This is a genomic window from Brevundimonas sp. Root1279, from assembly GCF_001425945.1.
Classification (GTDB): Bacteria; Pseudomonadota; Alphaproteobacteria; order Caulobacterales; family Caulobacteraceae; genus Brevundimonas.
Map to the genome: position 1 here is coordinate 449,943 of NZ_LMEB01000001.1, position 14,528 is coordinate 464,470.

19 protein-coding genes and 1 tRNA gene are annotated in these 14,528 nt (G+C 70.1%); 5 read left to right on the forward strand and 15 right to left on the reverse strand.

Features of this window, described 5'->3' with window-relative positions; translation table 11 throughout:
• Positions 1-44: 44 nt before the first annotated feature.
• The 5 genes from ASC65_RS02160 to ASC65_RS02180 are packed head-to-tail and all read right to left on the reverse strand — an operon-like array spanning position 45 to position 3,409.
• Positions 45-446 carry a hypothetical protein gene (locus ASC65_RS02160; protein ID WP_056448828.1) on the reverse strand — a complete coding sequence of 134 codons (402 nt, stop codon included), beginning with the start codon at positions 444-446 and terminating at the stop codon, positions 45-47.
• On the reverse strand, positions 443-1,156 hold the full coding sequence (locus ASC65_RS02165; protein WP_056448831.1) for a lysophospholipid acyltransferase family protein: 714 nt from the start codon (positions 1,154-1,156) through the stop codon (positions 443-445). Before ASC65_RS02165 ends, ASC65_RS02160 begins: the two co-directional genes overlap by 4 nt.
• A gap of 1 nt (position 1,157) precedes the next feature.
• Positions 1,158-1,808 (reverse strand): YdcF family protein, encoded by a 651-nt coding sequence (locus tag ASC65_RS02170; protein WP_056448834.1) that lies wholly within the window; start codon positions 1,806-1,808, stop codon positions 1,158-1,160.
• Between the two features lie 9 nt (positions 1,809-1,817).
• On the reverse strand, positions 1,818-2,702 hold the full coding sequence (locus ASC65_RS02175; RefSeq protein ID WP_056448837.1) for a hypothetical protein: 885 nt from the start codon (positions 2,700-2,702) through the stop codon (positions 1,818-1,820).
• Positions 2,699-3,409 (reverse strand): cell division ATP-binding protein FtsE, encoded by a 711-nt coding sequence (locus ASC65_RS02180; RefSeq protein ID WP_056448840.1) that lies wholly within the window; start codon positions 3,407-3,409, stop codon positions 2,699-2,701. The genes ASC65_RS02175 and ASC65_RS02180 overlap by 4 nt, the downstream gene beginning before the upstream one ends.
• 68 nt (positions 3,410-3,477) lie before the next feature.
• Between ASC65_RS02180 and ASC65_RS02185 the strand changes: the two genes are divergently transcribed.
• Together ASC65_RS02185 and ASC65_RS02190 are read left to right on the forward strand one after the other, a co-directional pair.
• Complete coding sequence (locus ASC65_RS02185) at positions 3,478-4,392, forward strand: MJ0042-type zinc finger domain-containing protein (RefSeq protein ID WP_056448843.1); 915 nt, start codon at positions 3,478-3,480, stop codon at positions 4,390-4,392.
• 16 nt (positions 4,393-4,408) lie between these two features.
• Positions 4,409-4,939, forward strand: coding sequence for a phosphoribosyltransferase (locus ASC65_RS02190; protein ID WP_056448846.1), 531 nt, complete (start codon positions 4,409-4,411; stop codon positions 4,937-4,939).
• A 76-nt stretch (positions 4,940-5,015) separates the two neighbouring features.
• On the opposite strand, the gene lysA is transcribed toward ASC65_RS02190, so the two are convergent.
• Genes lysA through argH form a run of 3 tightly spaced genes read right to left on the reverse strand, consistent with a single transcriptional unit; the run spans position 5,016 to position 7,922 of the window.
• Positions 5,016-6,290 carry a diaminopimelate decarboxylase gene (gene lysA / locus ASC65_RS02195; protein WP_056448849.1) on the reverse strand — a complete coding sequence of 425 codons (1,275 nt, stop codon included), beginning with the start codon at positions 6,288-6,290 and terminating at the stop codon, positions 5,016-5,018.
• Positions 6,291-6,297: 7 nt separating this feature from the next.
• Complete coding sequence (locus ASC65_RS02200; protein WP_056448852.1) at positions 6,298-6,543, reverse strand: hypothetical protein; 246 nt, start codon at positions 6,541-6,543, stop codon at positions 6,298-6,300.
• 11 nt (positions 6,544-6,554) lie between these two features.
• Positions 6,555-7,922 carry an argininosuccinate lyase gene (argH, locus tag ASC65_RS02205; RefSeq protein ID WP_056448854.1) on the reverse strand — a complete coding sequence of 456 codons (1,368 nt, stop codon included), beginning with the start codon at positions 7,920-7,922 and terminating at the stop codon, positions 6,555-6,557.
• Between the two features lie 61 nt (positions 7,923-7,983).
• Between argH and ASC65_RS02210 the strand changes: the two genes are divergently transcribed.
• Positions 7,984-8,607, forward strand: coding sequence for a TlpA family protein disulfide reductase (locus tag ASC65_RS02210; RefSeq protein WP_056448857.1), 624 nt, complete (start codon positions 7,984-7,986; stop codon positions 8,605-8,607).
• Between the two features lie 10 nt (positions 8,608-8,617).
• Here ASC65_RS02210 and ASC65_RS02215 read toward each other — a convergent pair whose 3' ends face one another.
• Positions 8,618-8,917, reverse strand: a complete 300-nt coding sequence (locus ASC65_RS02215) for a hypothetical protein (protein WP_056448859.1) — start codon at positions 8,915-8,917, stop codon at positions 8,618-8,620.
• 123 nt (positions 8,918-9,040) lie between these two features.
• Here ASC65_RS02215 and ASC65_RS02220 point away from each other — a divergent pair, with 123 nt between their 5' ends.
• The gene (locus tag ASC65_RS02220) at positions 9,041-9,385 is read left to right on the forward strand and encodes a hypothetical protein (protein ID WP_056448862.1); all 345 of its coding nucleotides are present in this window, start codon (positions 9,041-9,043) and stop codon (positions 9,383-9,385) included.
• A gap of 42 nt (positions 9,386-9,427) precedes the next feature.
• Here ASC65_RS02220 and ASC65_RS02225 read toward each other — a convergent pair whose 3' ends face one another.
• The 4 genes from ASC65_RS02225 to ASC65_RS02240 all read right to left on the reverse strand — a co-directional run bounded on the left by ASC65_RS02225 (position 9,428) and on the right by ASC65_RS02240 (position 11,740).
• Positions 9,428-10,396, reverse strand: coding sequence for a hypothetical protein (locus tag ASC65_RS02225; protein ID WP_156459519.1), 969 nt, complete (start codon positions 10,394-10,396; stop codon positions 9,428-9,430).
• Positions 10,397-10,613: 217 nt separating this feature from the next.
• Positions 10,614-11,066 carry a WapI family immunity protein gene (locus ASC65_RS02230; protein WP_056448868.1) on the reverse strand — a complete coding sequence of 151 codons (453 nt, stop codon included), beginning with the start codon at positions 11,064-11,066 and terminating at the stop codon, positions 10,614-10,616.
• Positions 11,067-11,128: 62 nt separating this feature from the next.
• Positions 11,129-11,329 (reverse strand): hypothetical protein, encoded by a 201-nt coding sequence (locus tag ASC65_RS16985; RefSeq protein WP_156459520.1) that lies wholly within the window; start codon positions 11,327-11,329, stop codon positions 11,129-11,131.
• 334 nt (positions 11,330-11,663) lie between these two features.
• Positions 11,664-11,740 (reverse strand) — tRNA-Met (locus tag ASC65_RS02240).
• Positions 11,741-11,924: 184 nt separating this feature from the next.
• On the opposite strand from ASC65_RS02240, the gene ASC65_RS02245 reads away from it, so the two are divergent.
• Positions 11,925-13,157, forward strand: coding sequence for a PQQ-dependent sugar dehydrogenase (locus ASC65_RS02245; protein ID WP_056448874.1), 1,233 nt, complete (start codon positions 11,925-11,927; stop codon positions 13,155-13,157).
• Positions 13,158-13,172: 15 nt separating this feature from the next.
• Here the strand turns inward: ASC65_RS02245 and ASC65_RS02250 are convergent, their stop codons facing one another.
• On the reverse strand, positions 13,173-13,655 hold the full coding sequence (locus ASC65_RS02250; RefSeq protein ID WP_056448877.1) for a threonine/serine exporter family protein: 483 nt from the start codon (positions 13,653-13,655) through the stop codon (positions 13,173-13,175).
• Positions 13,656-13,658: 3 nt separating this feature from the next.
• The gene (locus ASC65_RS02255) at positions 13,659-14,414 is read right to left on the reverse strand and encodes a threonine/serine exporter family protein (RefSeq protein ID WP_056448880.1); all 756 of its coding nucleotides are present in this window, start codon (positions 14,412-14,414) and stop codon (positions 13,659-13,661) included.
• Positions 14,415-14,528 lie beyond the last annotated feature (114 nt).

The window sequence follows — 14,528 nt, forward strand, 5'->3', positions numbered from 1 at the left end:
GAGGGCGCGCGGAGACTACGCGGGGCGAAGCGAGGGGTGAAGCGTCAGCGGAGGGCGAGATGGTCCAGGAGGCGGTCGAACGCCCGAGGCTCGAAATGCCGGCGGCGCATCGACCCCAGTGTGCGGCCGGCCTTCCGCACCTCAATCACCAGCCATCCTGCGTCGTCCTCGGTCCGGTGGAACGCGGCCTGGTCCACCATCACGCTCCAGATCGTCAGTCCGTATCGCCTCGCAGAGAGAACGGCGCCGGTCAGGACGAGCCGGGAGGTGAAGATATGCAGCCCTACGACCGCGAAGATCGCGACCACGAAAAGCCCGGCGGGATAGGCTTCGATCAGTGGACGTTGGACGACCCAGAGGGCGAGCAGGGCAAAGAGGGTCGTCATGCCGATGAAGAAGGCCAGGTGCTGTCCCGATTGCCGGACGACGACGGTGGGGCCGCTCACGCCCGCCCGGCCAGCATCGCGTCCGAAGCCGTCTCGATCCGCTCTTCCAGCGTGGCCATGAACTCGGCCCGCTTCAGGCCGGCGGGGATGGCGGGCAGGAATTCGAACACCACCAGGCCGGGCTCGCGGCGGAAGCCGTGGGCGGGCCAGTGGACGCCGGAGTTGGTGGCGATCGGGGTGCAGGGGCAGTCGAGGTCGCGGTACAGGGCGGCGATGCCCGGCTTGTAGTCGGGGGCGGCGCCGACGGGTGCGCGGGTGCCCTCCGGGAAGATCAGGATCTGGCGGCCCTCGGCGAAGCGGGCGCGGGCCTGTTTGACCATGTCCTTCAGGGCCTTCGAATGGGCCGAGCGGTCGACGGCGATCATCTTGGTCTTCCAGGCGAACCAGCCGATGAAGGGCAGGGGCATCAGCTCCTTCTTCATGATGAAGCAGTTGTCCGGCAGCACCGCGAACGGGGCGACGATGTCCAGCATGCTCTGGTGCTTGCCGGCCATCAGGGTCGGGCCGGTCGGGCGATGCTCGAGCCCGCGGAACTCGACCTTGATCCCGGCGATCCAGCGCAGGCCGAACAGGACGAAGCGGGCCCAGTTGCGGATCACCCACATGGCGGCGCCGTAGGGCATCAGCAGCGCCGGCGACAGGCCGACGGCGAACAGGGCCATGGACAGATAGAGCCACAGCACGAAAACGAGGGAACGCAGGGTGGTCACGTCAGGCGGCCTTGGTTCGCCCTTGGGCCTCTGGGGCGGGAGCGGCGTCAGGGGCGGCGGCGGGCTTGTCGCCGGCGACCTTGCCGACCACGGCCCGGCCCAGGGCCGCGAGGTACTTCATGTATTCGAGGGTCATGCGCCGCGCGGTGACGGCGGCGCGCCACCAGCGCGAGTCGTCCAGCGACGGGGTCTCGACCGCATAGGGGGTCAGGGTCACGCCCGGAGCGGCGGCCCGGATCTCGGTCAGGGCGCGCGGCATGTGGTAGTCCGAGGTGACCACGATCAGGCTGTCGTAGTCCTTGGCCCGGGCCCAGGCGGCGATCTCCTGGGCGTTGCCGATGGTGTCCTCGGCCTCGAAGCCCAGGTCGACGCAGCAGTTGAACAGGCGATTCGAGCCCGGGGTCAGGGCGCGCAGCTCCTGGCGGCGGACCTCGCGGTTGACGCCCGAGATCAGCACCCGTTCGCCCTTGTCCTGCTCCAGCAGGCGGATGGCGGCGTTGACGCGCTCGGCCGACGGGCCGGTCAGGGCCACGATGGCGTCCGCGCGCGCGGGCTCCGGCGCGGGCGTATAGCCCCTCACCCGGTCGGCGAAGGCGAACAGCCCCACCAGCCAGATCAGGACCACAATGGCGATGAAGGTTAGAAACTTCATGGCCTTAACCTATCGATGCCCCTTCATGCGCGCCAGCACGGTGATCCGCGCCACGACAAGCGCCACCGTAGCCGCCAGCAGCGGCGATGGCGAGAGCATGATGACGTCGCTCCATGTCACCGGCAGGGCGGGGGTCAGCCCCTCGCTGCCGCCGAGGAAGCGGACGCCCGCGACCAGGGCCATGGCCGCCGCGCCGCCGGCGGCCCCGGCGCCCGCCGCCAGCAGGCCGTAGCGGACCTGATAGAGGCCGGCGATGCGGCCGTCCGAGGCGCCGTTCAGGCTGAGGGTCTCGATGATCCCGTCCTGGGCGGCCATCCCGGCGCGCACGGCGTAGGCGATGGCGGCGGCCGCGGCGGCTGCGGTCAGCAGGAAGGCGGCGCCCGCGAGGACGGTCAGCAGGCTGGCCGAACGTTCCACCTCCCGCCGCCACAGGCTGTGGTCGTCGATGGTGGCGTCCACGCCCGCCTGGGCCAGGGCGCGGCTCAGGGTCACGGCGCTGGCCGGCGCCTCGCGGTCGAGGCGGACGGTGACCAGGTGGGGCAGGGGCAGGTCGGGCAGGACGGCGTCGCCGACCCAGGGGCGCAGCAGGGCCTCGGCGGTCTCGCGGTCCATGGCCGCGGCCTCCTCAACGCCGGTGACCGAGGCCAGGGCCTGGGCGGCGCGGGCGGCCGCCTCGGCCCCGGTCTCGCCGACGCGCGGGCGGACCTGGACCGTCGCTTCGGACCGCAGCTCGCGGGCCCAGCCGTGGGCGGCGCGGTCGGCGGCGGCGGCCCCGACGGCGGCGAGGCAGGCGAGGAAGCACAGTACGGCGATGACCGAGGCCAGCCACGGCTCGCCGCCGGCGTCGCGCGGCAGGATCGGGGCCAGGCGATTGGCGAACAGCCGCTGGATCATGCGGCGCCGCCCTTGAGCCGCCCGCCTTCGAGGCGCAGCACGCCGGCGCCCGAGCGCTGGGCCAGGGCCTCGTCATGGGTGGCGATGAGCACGGTCGTGCCCAGTTTGTTGAGGGTCTGGAACAGCTTCAGCAGCCGCTCGCCCATGGCGGCGTCGACGCTGCCGGTCGGCTCGTCGGCGATGATCAGCTCAGGGCCCGTGACGACGGCGCGGGCGATGGCCAGCCGCTGCTTCTCGCCGCCGGACAGGATCGGGGGCTTGTCGTTCAGGCGGTCGGCCAGCCCGACCCACTCCAGCATCTCTTCGACCTCTTCGGCCCAGGCCTCACGCTTGTGGCGGGCCAGGCGGAGCGGCAGGGCGACGTTGTCGAAGGCCGACAGGTGGTCGAGCAGGCGGAATTCCTGGAACACCACCCCCATTCGCCGGCGGAAGTCGGGCAGGGCGGCGCGCGGCGCATCGCCCGCGTCCTCGCCGAACAGCTCAACCATTCCCTCGGTCGGCCGTTCCACCAGGGTAAGCAGCTTCAGCAGGGTCGACTTTCCGGCCCCGGAAGGCCCGGTAAGAAAGTGGAAAGAGCCGGCTGGCAAAGTGAGGTTAACGTCCCGCAGCACGCCGGGCCGGTCCGCGTAGCCGAAACCGACGCCCGACAGGCGGACGGGGGCGGTCGCGGAAGCGGATTCGGTGGCGCGACGGGCGTTAACGGACATATATTCTGGGTCAGGACGCGGCTGCGGGCCGCGACAGGAGGGGGCGAAAAGCCTCTCAGTCGGCGCACATGATACTGACCTGTCCGTCCTGCGCCACCAGCTATTTCACTCCCGATGAGGCGATCGGCCCGGGCGGCCGTACCGTGCGTTGCAAGAACTGCAAGCACACCTGGCGCGCGACCCTCGACGAGCCCCTGGAGCTCTCGGCCACGGCTCCTGCCCCGGTCGAGACGCCGTCGTTCGGCCGTCGCGACGAGCCCGTCGCCGAATCCCTCGCCGAGACGCCCGCGCCCGAGTTGCCGCGCGCCTTCCGCGCCCGCGCCGAGCAGCAGCGCCGCCTGCGCCGCGCCGCCACGCACGGCGCGGTCTGGGCCGGCCTGGCCTCGGCCTTCGCCATCCTGCTCGTCGCCGCCTGGGTGTTCCGCATCGAGGTGGTCGAGACCGCGCCCCGCACCGCCGCCGCCTATGCCGCCGTCGGCCTGACCGTGAACCCCACCGGCCTGGAGTTCGAGGCCGTCTCCGCCCGGGCCGCCCCGAACGACCCGGGCAAGGTGCTGGTCTCGGGCGCCCTCCGGAACGTCCGCGACGACGAACGCATCGCCCCGCCGGTGCGTGTCGCCCTGCTCGACGCCCACGGGGCCGAGATCGGCCACGCCGTGGTGCGCATCGACGCCGCCCCGGTCCTGCCCGGCAAGGTGCAGGGCTTCGCCGCCCTGATCGCCGACCCCGGCGGCCGCGGCCAGGGCGTCGGCGTCGACTTCGTGCTGGAGCAGGCCGCGCCGGCCGCGCGCGCCGCCACGCGTAAACGCCAGGAGCCGCAGGAGGCCGTGCCGGCCGCCCCGGCCGCCCCGGCTTCGCATCGCTCCCTGCCCAAGGCCGAGATCACCGACCTGCGGCCCGCCTCGGCGGAGCGTCCCGGCGCCCGGATGGCCCTCGAGCCGATCGACGCCGTGCCGGTCTCTCTCGACTCGGCGACGTCCTAGGCGGTATCCGCCTTTCATGGCCGACGCACCGCAACCGACCGTCCTCCTCCCTGAAGCCGAGGTCGCGCGCATCGTCGCCGACCTGGCCCGCCAGATCGCCCCCGTCACCGACGACGAGACCGTCGCCGCCGTGCTGCTGACCGGCGGCCTGTGGTTCGCCGCCGACCTGACCCGCGCCCTGTCGCGCATCGGCCGCAACGTCCGCTTCGACGCCCTGTGGCTGGCCTCCTACGGCGACGAGCAGAACAGCCGCGGCAAGATCGACGTCTACGCCCCGTTCCAGCGCCCGATCGCCGGCCGCAAGGTGCTGATCGTCGACGACGTCTTCGACACTGGCCTGTCCCTGGCCGAGGCGGTGCGCATCGCCAGGGAGGGCGGCGCGTCCGAGGTGCTGACCGTCGTCTTCGCCAAGAAGCCCTGGCCGCTGCCGCGCGCGCCTGAGCCCGACTTCGTCGGCTGGGAGGCGCCGAACCGGTTCCTGGTCGGCTATGGGCTGGATCACGCGGGCGCGCTGCGCGGCCTGCCGGACGTGTGCGCGCTCGACTAAGGTGCTGGGTTCTAGGGGCTAGGTTCTAGGGAGGCCCGGCCGCAAAGGCGCGCCCCGGGCCCCTAAAACCTGGCCCCTAGAGCCAGTCCGCCTTCGGTTCGCGCGCCCACATTTCCGCGTAGCTCGGCCGGGGGCGCACCACAGCGACCTGGTCGCCGTTGACCAGCACTTCCGGGACCAGCGGCCGGGAATTGTACTCGCTCGAAAGCACCGCCCCGTAGGCGCCGGCGCTCATGAAGGCGACCAGATCGCCGGCCTGGATCGGCGGCAGCATCCGCTCGCGGGCGAAGACGTCGGTGGACTCGCAGATCGGGCCGACCAGGTCGTAGGGGGCGGGCTCGCCCTCGCGGAGGCGCACCGGGACCAGGTCGTGGAAGGCGTCGTACAGGGCCGGGCGCATCAGGTCGTTCATGCCCGCGTCCAGCACCAGGAAGCGACGGCCGTCGGCCCGTTCGTTGACCTGGATCACCCGGCTCAGCAGCACCCCGGCGTTGGCGGCCAGCAGCCGGCCGGGCTCGAAGGCCGCCTCGACGTCCAGGCCGTCCAGCACGCGGGCGCACATGGCGGCGTAGTCGGCGATCGAGGGCAGGTCGGTCTGGCCGTGATAGGGCACGCCCAGGCCGCCGCCGAGGTCGAGGCGGGTCACCGAATGGCCCTGGGCGCGCAGGGTCTCGGTCATCTCCCGCAGGGTGCGGAAAGCCGTCTCCATGGGCTCCAGCGTCGTGATCTGGCTGCCGATGTGGCAGGCCAGGCCGACGGGGGTCAGGTGCGGCGAGGCCGAGGCGCGGGCGTAGAGGTCGTAGGCTTCCTCGATCGGCACGCCGAACTTGTCGGTCGCGCCGCCGGTGGTGATGCGGGCGTGGCCGCCGGCGCCGATCTTCGGATTGACGCGGATGGCGATGGCCGGGGCGGCGTGCCGGTCCGCGGCGACGGCGATCAGCCGGTCCAGCTCGGCGCCGCTCTCGACGTTGATCTGGCGCACTCCGGTCTCGACGGCGAAGGCCAGCTCGGCGTCGCTCTTGCCGACGCCGGAGAAGATGATCCGGCCGGCCGGAATGCCCGCCGCCAGCGCGCGGCGGATCTCGCCCTCGGAGACGGTGTCCGCCCCGCAGCCCAGCTGGGCCAGGGTGGCCAGGACCGAAAGATTGGAGTTGGCCTTGACCGCAAAGGCGATCAGCCCCTCGCCCAGGGCGCCCGCATGCTGGTCCAGCGCCGCGCGAAGCAGGCCGTAGTGCCGGGTCAGGGTGGCGGACGAGTAGACATAGGCCGGCGTGCCGACCGCTTCCGCGAGGGCTTCCAGCGACACGCCCTCGGCATGGAGCGCGCCGTCGATCCGATCAAAATGGTGCAAAGAAAACCTAGCGGGGGCTGGAGCCGGGGCCGTCGAACGGATTGGAGCTGGCGCCGTCGATCGGCTGCTGGCTCGGCGGGCGGTTGACGGTGGCCGGCTCGGTCGGCCCGGGGGCGCGCGAACCCTGCGTCACCTGCGGAATGCTCCGCTCGGTCTGCTTGGTCGGCGGGGCCTCGAGGTCAGCCATGCGGCCGCAGCCGGCGGCGGTTGCCGCGATCAGGGCGACCGCGCCCACGAGAACGAACTTTTTCATCCTGGCTCTCCTCAAGCGAGACGGGTCTTCCATTCGGCGATACGCGCACGGACCTGATCCGGCGCGGTGCCCCCGAAGCTTTGCCGACTGGCGCAGGAAGCCTCAGGTGTCAGCACCTTGTACACCCCTTCCGTCACGCCGGGATGCAGGGACTGCAATTCTTCCAACGGCAGTTGCGACAGGTCCACGCCCAGGCTCTCGGCGCGCTTCACCGCCGCGCCGGTGACGTGGTGCGCCTTGCGGAACGGCAGGTTCAGCTCGCGCACCAGCCAGTCGGCCAGGTCCGTGGCGGTCGAGAAGCCCGAACCGGCCGCGGCGCGCATGCGCTCCGTGTTCGGCTGAAGGGCCGAGACCATGGCGGTCATGGCGCCCAGCGCCAGGGTCAGGGCGTCGAAGGCCTCGAACACCGGCGGCTTGTCCTCCTGCATGTCCTTCGAATAGGCCAGCGGCAGGCCCTTCATCACCGTCGACAGGGCGACCAGCGAACCCATGATGCGGCCGGTCTTGGCGCGGACCAGTTCGGCGGCGTCGGGGTTGCGCTTCTGCGGCATGATCGACGAGCCGGTGGTCAGGTCGTCGGGGAGGGTGACGAAGCCGAACTGCGGCGTCATCCAGACTACGATCTCCTCGGCCAGGCGCGACAGGTGGCCGGCCGCGATCGAGGCGGCGGCCAGGCTCTCGAGGGCGAAATCACGGTCGGAGACGGCGTCCAGCGAATTGCCCATCGGCCGGTCGAAGCCGAGGGCCTCGGCGGTGGCGTGGCGGTCGATGGGGAAGGGCGAACCGGCCAGGGCGGCGGCGCCCAGCGGGTTCTCGTTCATGCGGGTCCGGGCGTCGGCGAAGCGCGAGGCGTCGCGGCCGAACATCTCGACATAGGCCATCAGGTGGTGGCCGAAGGTCACCGGCTGGGCTGGCTGCAGATGGGTGAAGCCCGGCATCAGGTCGCCGGCGTGCTGCTCGGCGCGAACCAGCAGGGCGGCCTGCAGGCCCTTCAGTTGCTCGCCGGCGCGGTCGCAGGCGTCGCGCACCCAGAGGCGGAAGTCGGTGGCCACCTGGTCATTGCGGCTGCGCGCGGTGTGCAGCCGGCCCGACGGTTCGCCGATCAGCTCCGCCAGCCGGGCCTCCACATTCATGTGGATGTCCTCGAACTGGTCGCGGAACGGGAAGCTGCCGTCCAGGATCTCGGCCTCGATGGCGTCCAGTCCGCCGAGGATGGCGTCGGCGTCGGCCTGGGAAATGATTTGCCGCGCCGCCAGCATGCGGCAATGCGCCCGCGAACCGGCCAGGTCCTGGGCCCACAAACGCCTGTCCACGCCGATAGAGACGTTGATCGCCTGCATGATGTCGGCCGGCTTCGCAGAGAAGCGGCCGCCCCACATGTCTTGACCTTTCTGGCCCTGAGAGGCTTTGGTCACGGGATCGGGAGGCGTTTGAGCAGACATGAAGGTCTCGAAGGCGGCGATGATTGGTGTCGCGGGCGTGCTGCTGATCGGTGCGATCGGCGGCGCGGCGTTGCTATACGCCAATCGCGGCGGGAACCACAGCGCCCAGGCGTCCGAACCGGCCGCGAAAAGCGAACTGGCCCGCTTCGCCACCGGCACCATCGCCCGGCTCGAAACGCCGGCCGAGCTGGTGACCGCCCCGGACTATGTCTTCAAGACCCGCGACGGCGCCCCGACCAAGCTGTCGGACTTCCGCGGCAAGGTGGTGGTGGTCAATCTCTGGGCCATGTGGTGCGCCCCATGCCGGACCGAGATGCCGACCCTGGCCCAGCTGGCCGTCGACTATCAGGGCAAGGACGTCGTCGTCCTGCCGATCAACGTCGACGTCGAGGACAAGGTCGCCGACGCGAAGAGCTTCATCGACGTCAACGAGCCCCTGCCGCTCTACAGCGACACCAAGTTCCAGCTGCCCTTCGAGCTGCCCGGCAAGGGCAAGATGCCCCAGACGGTCATCCTCGACCGCCAGGGCCGCATCCGGGCGAACATGTCCGGCGAGGCCAATTGGGCGGGCCCGGAAGCCAAGGCGCTGATCGACGCCCTGCTGGCTGAGCCCGCCACCTAGGCGAACCTACCTACTGGTTGCCCTTGGTGTCGGCCTGGGTCTCGGCCTTCTGCTCGTCGGCCTTCTGGGCCAGCTTGTCGGTGGCCTCGTCGACCTCCTGAGCCGCTTCGCCGGCGCCGGCGGCGATGGCCGAGCCGACCTGGGAGGCCTCTTCCTTGATCGCCGAGCCGGCGTCTTCGGCCTTTTCGCCGGTGGTTTCGGCAGCCTGGTTGGCGTCAGCCTGGGCGTTGTCCTGCTCGGCCTGGGTGCAGGCGGCGGCGCCCAGCGAAACGGCGGAGAGGGCGGCGAGGGTGAGGGTGCGGATGCGCATGGGAGGGCCCCTTTCAGCGTTGAACCTTGGCGGTAACGTCCCCGCGGCCGGCCGGTTGCAGGGGCTTCCGTCCCGCCGCAGCCGTGTTATCAAATCGCGCGAAGGTCTTTCCGGGAGGAACTCATGACGCGTACCCAGACCGCCATCTCCGCCGCCCTGGCCCTGTCCCTGATCGCGGGCTCGGCCCTCGCCCAGGCGCGCACGCCGACCATGCCGTCGGCTCCGGGGCCGGGCGCTCTGGTCAACGCCTACTCCGGCCGCGACATCACGGATTTCGAGCGCAACCGCGCCGACATGACCCGCCAGCGGGAGGAAGCCGAAGAGGCCGATCCGGAACGCGTCGCCCTCGCGGATCGCGTGGCCGCACTGGTCGCCGAAGGCAAATGCCGTGAGGCCCGGCAGATGGCCAACGACGCGGGCGACCGCCAGATGGCCCTGCGCGTGCGGCAGACCTGCCGCGCCAGCTGACGTCGACCGGGCGCCGGCGCCCGATGCGCGGGCGCTCGGGCGTTACTCGCCTTGGGCGTCCGCCCGCGCCACGTCGCGGGTGATCAGCCGCTGCATGCCGGCGGCGATCTCACGTTCCTGGAACTGGCGGGTCGGGCGGCCCGTCGCCGAGCTGTACAGCGATCGAAGGTAGTTCCAGTCCCAGGACGTCAGCGACGCGCTGGTAGGTTGGTCGGAGAACAGCGACAGGATGCTGGGGAAGCCGGCGGCCTGGGTCTCGGGGTCGATCTCGGTCAGGATCACCATCGCCACATAGTCCGCCAGAGCCCCGGGCGACGTATCGCCCAGCCTGGACGTATCCACGATCAGCAGCGCCTGCTGCAGGTCGACGCGCATCCCGGAGTTCAGGCGCGACATGCGGGCGACCTGGATCTGGGGGACGTCGTATTCCGCGCTTTCGGGCGGCGGCGTGACGACCGTGACCATCTGCACCGGGTTTCCGGTCAAGGCCTCGACGTCCTGGCTCAGGTGCCACCAGCGAACCGGGCGGTCCTTGGTGACGAAGGCCTCGAGGGCGGCGCGCCCCAATTGCGGGCCGCGCGTCGGCGGGGTGAAGGAGGTGGGGTTGTTCTCGACCAGCGATTTCGCGACGGTGGATCCGTCGTTCGTGAAGAAGACCAGGACATTCGCCCGGCAGCCGGGACCGTCGACCTTGGCGCCGACCTGCACGGCGACCTGCGCCACATGGTCGATGAAGGGTTCTGCATAGTCGCGCCGAACATTGGCGGTGCCGATGCACAGCGGGGTGTTCCACCGCGCCATCAGCCTGCGCCGGGGCCCGCCTCCGATCTCGGCGACGAAGTCCTTGAGTCGCTCCACGGTCGCCGGCGCGCCCTCGACGACGACATCGCCGAGCGTGGTCTCCGACTGAACGGGCGCGGATTGCGGCGCGGTAGGGACAGGATCCTGCGGGGTCTGAACCGCCACCGCCTGCATCAGAGCCAAGGCCGCGATCACAGCAGTTGCAGACATAAGCACGTTCCCCGACAGTACAGGCTCAACCTATAAGAGTGGGTTCCGACGCGTGTCAAACTACGGTGACGCTTGGTCGGGGGAGAGGCGCGATGTCCAGGGTGGTGTGGCGGCTGGGGGCGACTACAGGCTTGGACCCAGATTCAGGGCGCCGCAGCTGAAGGTCGAATGCCGATGCCCAAGTCCGCTTTCGACCCGTTGCGGACATTGACTGCGCCTACCCTGTTGAGCCTTTGACAGGAAACCGCAGAAGAATTTCACGGCACCCGCGAATGATCGCGGGAAGGTAGGATTGGTCGAACCCGAAGTGGAAGGAGTGCCGCTGCGACAGGTGATCCGGAGTGGCTTCGACATAGACCGCGATCTGCCCCACGGAGTTCATCTCAAGGGTAGCTTTGATAGCCGGTTCGATGGGCGCGAGTGCCGCCCTTCCCCGCAACTCTTTCGACATGGCTTCGATTTCGGTGAGGAAAGAAGCAACTTCGTCGGTGCGCAGCCAAGGCCCTCTTAACTCAACCGATGAGCCGGGGGCTTCGACCCTTGCACGAATGACGAGCCAGTTGCCGTCCCAGTAGTCATCGTCGGCCGGGCGTTCTCGGCTTTCGACCCAAAGGGATAGCCCGCCCAGCCTCAGGTCCGGTTCGTTATCATCAGCGAAAGCGTCGGTCATGCTTAGAGCTTACGGCGTCGAGCCACACCGGCAAACATCCGCATTCCGCCCCTAGCGGACGTTCAGAGGTGTGTCTCTGCTTCTCGAAGCATCTGGTCGAGAACTTCGCTGGTTACTTTCTTTAGGTCCTCGAAAGCCGGGGCGGTAGCTCTTTGGTCGCCGTTACCTTCACCGCTGATCCGGACGCCTCGGTCAGTCTTGGACAGCGTGAAGACGAACGGCATCGCCGGGTTGCCCGGAGCCGAGACCACGATCAGCGTCAAGTGGTCCGCACATCCGTAAGTCAGCCATTCTGTCCCACCGAACGAGCGTTGTATGGCTCCCGCCATACATTGAAGGGAATCCGGCGCGACGTGCCGATCCTGCTGGACGGGCGAAGTTAGCAGGGCCAGTGCGAACAACGGCGTAATTATCGACATGCTTGGATATCCCCCCGCGTCCAGAATGCCTGATGGAAAGTCCGCTATCCACCCTTAGCGGACGTTCAAAGTGTCTTCTCGACGGCACGTATCGGCGATGGGCTTGCCGGGGTGATGTGGGTGTAAACATGCCGCCCGGGCGGGTCCGGCAACTTATTGTTTTAACTAACAAAAGCTGTGGTGGCTGGGGGCGGGCTCGAACCGCCGACCTGTGGGTTATGAATCCACCGCTCTAACCAGCTGAGCTACCCAGCCCCTCACGGGGTCCGGCGGGAACTGGTCTGTCCGCCGGAAGAGGCGTGCGTATAGACAGGGGCGCGACGGGATTCAAGTCGTCCGCTGACAGAGGCGATGCGCCGCATGGCTGGACTGGCCGAAGCGCGGAACGCTGGCTAGCCTTGACCGCTTTCAGACGCCGACTCCACGCCGGGAATTCCTCATGAATCTGCTCGCTCTCGCCGCCTCCGCCTCGTTGCTGAGCCTGACCGCCGCCTGCGGGGTCGACGAGCAGGAGGGGCCCTCCGCCGCGGCGACCGGCGGGGCCCCGGTCGAGACCCGCCCCGCCAACGGCCGCGACCAGCGCCCGGTCTTCGAGGGCCAGACCCGCGCGCCGGCCGTGCGCACCCAGGCGGCGCTGGCGCACTCGGTGGTCGCCTCCGGTCTCGAGCATCCCTGGGGCCTGGCCCTGCTTCCGGACGGCCGCTGGCTGGTCACCGAACGGCCCGGCCGGATGCGGATCGTCGGCGCCGACGGGACGCTGGGCGAGCCGATCGCCGGCCTGCCGCGCGTCGACGCGCGCGGGCAGGGCGGCCTGCTGGACGTCATCGTCGGGCCGAGCTTCGCCCAGGACCGCCTGATTTACTGGAGCTATGCGGAGCCTCGCGAAGGCGGCAACGCCACCTCGGTGGCGCGCGGACGGCTTTCGGACGACGGGACGCGGGTGGAGACCGTCCAGGTCATCTTCCGCGCCCTGCCGATCTATGACGGCGACAAGCATTTCGGCTCCGCCCTGGCCTTCGACCGCAGCGGCCACCTGTTCGTCACCCTGGGCGAGCGCTCGGACAAGCCGATGCGGCCGCAGGCGCAGGACCTGGGCTCGCACATGGGCAAGACCATCCGCATCAACGCCGACGGCTCGATCCCGCAGGACAATCCGTTCGTCGGCCGCGCCGGCGCCCTGCCGGAGATCTGGTCGCTGGGCCACCGCAACATGCAGGGCGTCGCCATCGCCCCGGACGGCCAGGTCTGGACCGGCGAGCACGGCACGCGGGGCGGCGACGAGCTGAACCTCGACGAGGCGGGCAAGAACTACGGCTGGCCCGTCATCGCCTACGGCGTCGAATACGCCGGCGGGCCGATCAACGAGGGGATCACCGCCCGCGAAGGCATGGAGCAGCCGGTCTACTACTGGGATCCGGTCATCGCGGCGGGGGGCATGACCTTCTACGACGGAGCCATGTTCCCCGGCTGGCGCGGCAATCTGCTGATCGGCGGCCTGGGCGGCAAGCACCTGGCCCGGCTGGTGATCGAGAACGGCCGCGTGGTCGGCGAGGAGCGGCTGCTGACCGACCTGGGCGAACGCATCCGCGACGTCGCGGTCGCATCCGACGGCGCGGTCTGGGTGATCACCGACGAGGGCGACGGCAAGCTGGTTCGGCTGGCGACACGCTAGGCGGTCTCGACCGCCTCAGACGCTCACGGACTTGCCGTCGCCGCGCCGGATCAGCCGGACGATCGCCACGCCCGCGCCCATCCCTACGGCGATGGCCAGGGATGTGGCGAAGACCTTTCCGAGGTTGGAGGTCAACGACAGCGAGGCTTCCGCGAGCTCGGCCCCCTCCGCTGTCGAGACCTGCATGAGGGCGAAGATCAGGCCGAACATGGCCGACGATGCGCCCAGGGGCAGGGCGCCGCAGATCAGCACCACAGGCGAGACGGCCTGGCGGCGGGTGAGGGCTGCGGCGACGAGCACCACCACCAGGGCGGCGAGGACGGTGGCCCGGATCAGATCGAGATCCGACGCCATGGCGATGTCCTTCACACAGCGGCCGATGAAGCCGCAGGCGGCGCAGGCCAGCAGGTTGCGGGCGGGGGCGGTGAGCGTGACGCCCAGGCCGGCGGCGACCCCCGCGGTCCAGACGCTGTGGGTCAGGATGAGGGCGGGGTCCACGGCTCACCCTCCGCCCAGGACAAGGTTGTGCGCGATGGCGATGGTGAGCCCGACCACCAGGAACAGGAAGGCCGCGTTGAGCATCCGCTCCATCCCAATGAACAGGTGGCGATGCGAGATCATGTCGATGAAGCCGTTGATCAGCGGGAGGCCGGGGACGAGGTAGAGGATCGACCCGAGCAGGACGGTGGCCTGGTCCTGGCTGAAGCCCAGGCGGAGGCCCCCGGCGCCGATGAGCGAGGACAGCAGCCCGCAGATGAGGGTGATGGGCGCGACGGTGACGCCGCGGCCCTGGAGCTGGATGCGGACCAGCTGACCCACGGCGGCGGCGGTGAAGGCGACGGCCGAGGCGCCCAGGTCGAGGGTCCCCGGGATCTGTGCGAAACAGGCCGCGGTCGCGGCGGCGACCAGGATCGTCAGCCACGGGCGATAGGGCGATCGCAGGTGCTGGATGCGCGCGACCTCGGTTTCGATCTCCGCAGGCGACACCTCCCCTCGGGCGGCCCGCTCGCCCAGCACCGCCACCTCCGAGGCCCGGTACAGGTTTATGCCGATCTGGCCCACGGGGCGGACCACGGTGGCGAGCTTGCCCTCGGTCTTCTGGGTCGCAGCGATGAAGTCGAGCCGCCAGACGACGGATTCGACGTCCTGTCGGAAGGCCTTGATGATGTTGGCGAAGCTTCGCTCGGCGGCCGGCGTCGATCCGCCGCTGCGCATCACCAGCAGGGCCGCGTCCAGGGCGATCTCGATGGGCCGCATGGCTGACCTGTGGCTGACGTCGCGGCAGTTCTGCGCCGCCCGCCCGGGGCCGCCCACCGGGCGCTTCCCTGAAACGCCCCGGCGATAGACCTGAGACGCCGGCGTCGCAGAGCG

What these genes read in the sequence shown, in the direction of transcription:
- ASC65_RS02170 (WP_056448834.1), bottom strand. Translation starts at nt 1,808, where the DNA reads ATGAAGTTTCTAACCTTCATCGCCATTGTGGTCCTGATCTGGCTGGTG.
- ASC65_RS02175 (WP_056448837.1), bottom strand. Translation starts at nt 2,702, where the DNA reads ATGATCCAGCGGCTGTTCGCCAATCGCCTGGCCCCGATCCTGCCGCGC.
- ASC65_RS02180 (WP_056448840.1), bottom strand. Translation starts at nt 3,409, where the DNA reads ATGTCCGTTAACGCCCGTCGCGCCACCGAATCCGCTTCCGCGACCGCC.
- ASC65_RS02185 (WP_056448843.1), top strand. Translation starts at nt 3,478, where the DNA reads ATGATACTGACCTGTCCGTCCTGCGCCACCAGCTATTTCACTCCCGAT.
- ASC65_RS02190 (WP_056448846.1), top strand. Translation starts at nt 4,409, where the DNA reads ATGGCCGACGCACCGCAACCGACCGTCCTCCTCCCTGAAGCCGAGGTC.
- ASC65_RS02200 (WP_056448852.1), bottom strand. Translation starts at nt 6,543, where the DNA reads ATGAAAAAGTTCGTTCTCGTGGGCGCGGTCGCCCTGATCGCGGCAACC.
- argH (WP_056448854.1), bottom strand. Translation starts at nt 7,922, where the DNA reads ATGTGGGGCGGCCGCTTCTCTGCGAAGCCGGCCGACATCATGCAGGCG.
- ASC65_RS02210 (WP_056448857.1), top strand. Translation starts at nt 7,984, where the DNA reads ATGAAGGTCTCGAAGGCGGCGATGATTGGTGTCGCGGGCGTGCTGCTG.
- ASC65_RS02215 (WP_056448859.1), bottom strand. Translation starts at nt 8,917, where the DNA reads ATGCGCATCCGCACCCTCACCCTCGCCGCCCTCTCCGCCGTTTCGCTG.
- ASC65_RS02220 (WP_056448862.1), top strand. Translation starts at nt 9,041, where the DNA reads ATGACGCGTACCCAGACCGCCATCTCCGCCGCCCTGGCCCTGTCCCTG.
- ASC65_RS02225 (WP_156459519.1), bottom strand. Translation starts at nt 10,396, where the DNA reads ATGTCTGCAACTGCTGTGATCGCGGCCTTGGCTCTGATGCAGGCGGTG.
- ASC65_RS02230 (WP_056448868.1), bottom strand. Translation starts at nt 11,066, where the DNA reads ATGACCGACGCTTTCGCTGATGATAACGAACCGGACCTGAGGCTGGGC.
- ASC65_RS02245 (WP_056448874.1), top strand. Translation starts at nt 11,925, where the DNA reads ATGAATCTGCTCGCTCTCGCCGCCTCCGCCTCGTTGCTGAGCCTGACC.
- ASC65_RS02255 (WP_056448880.1), bottom strand. Translation starts at nt 14,414, where the DNA reads ATGCGGCCCATCGAGATCGCCCTGGACGCGGCCCTGCTGGTGATGCGC.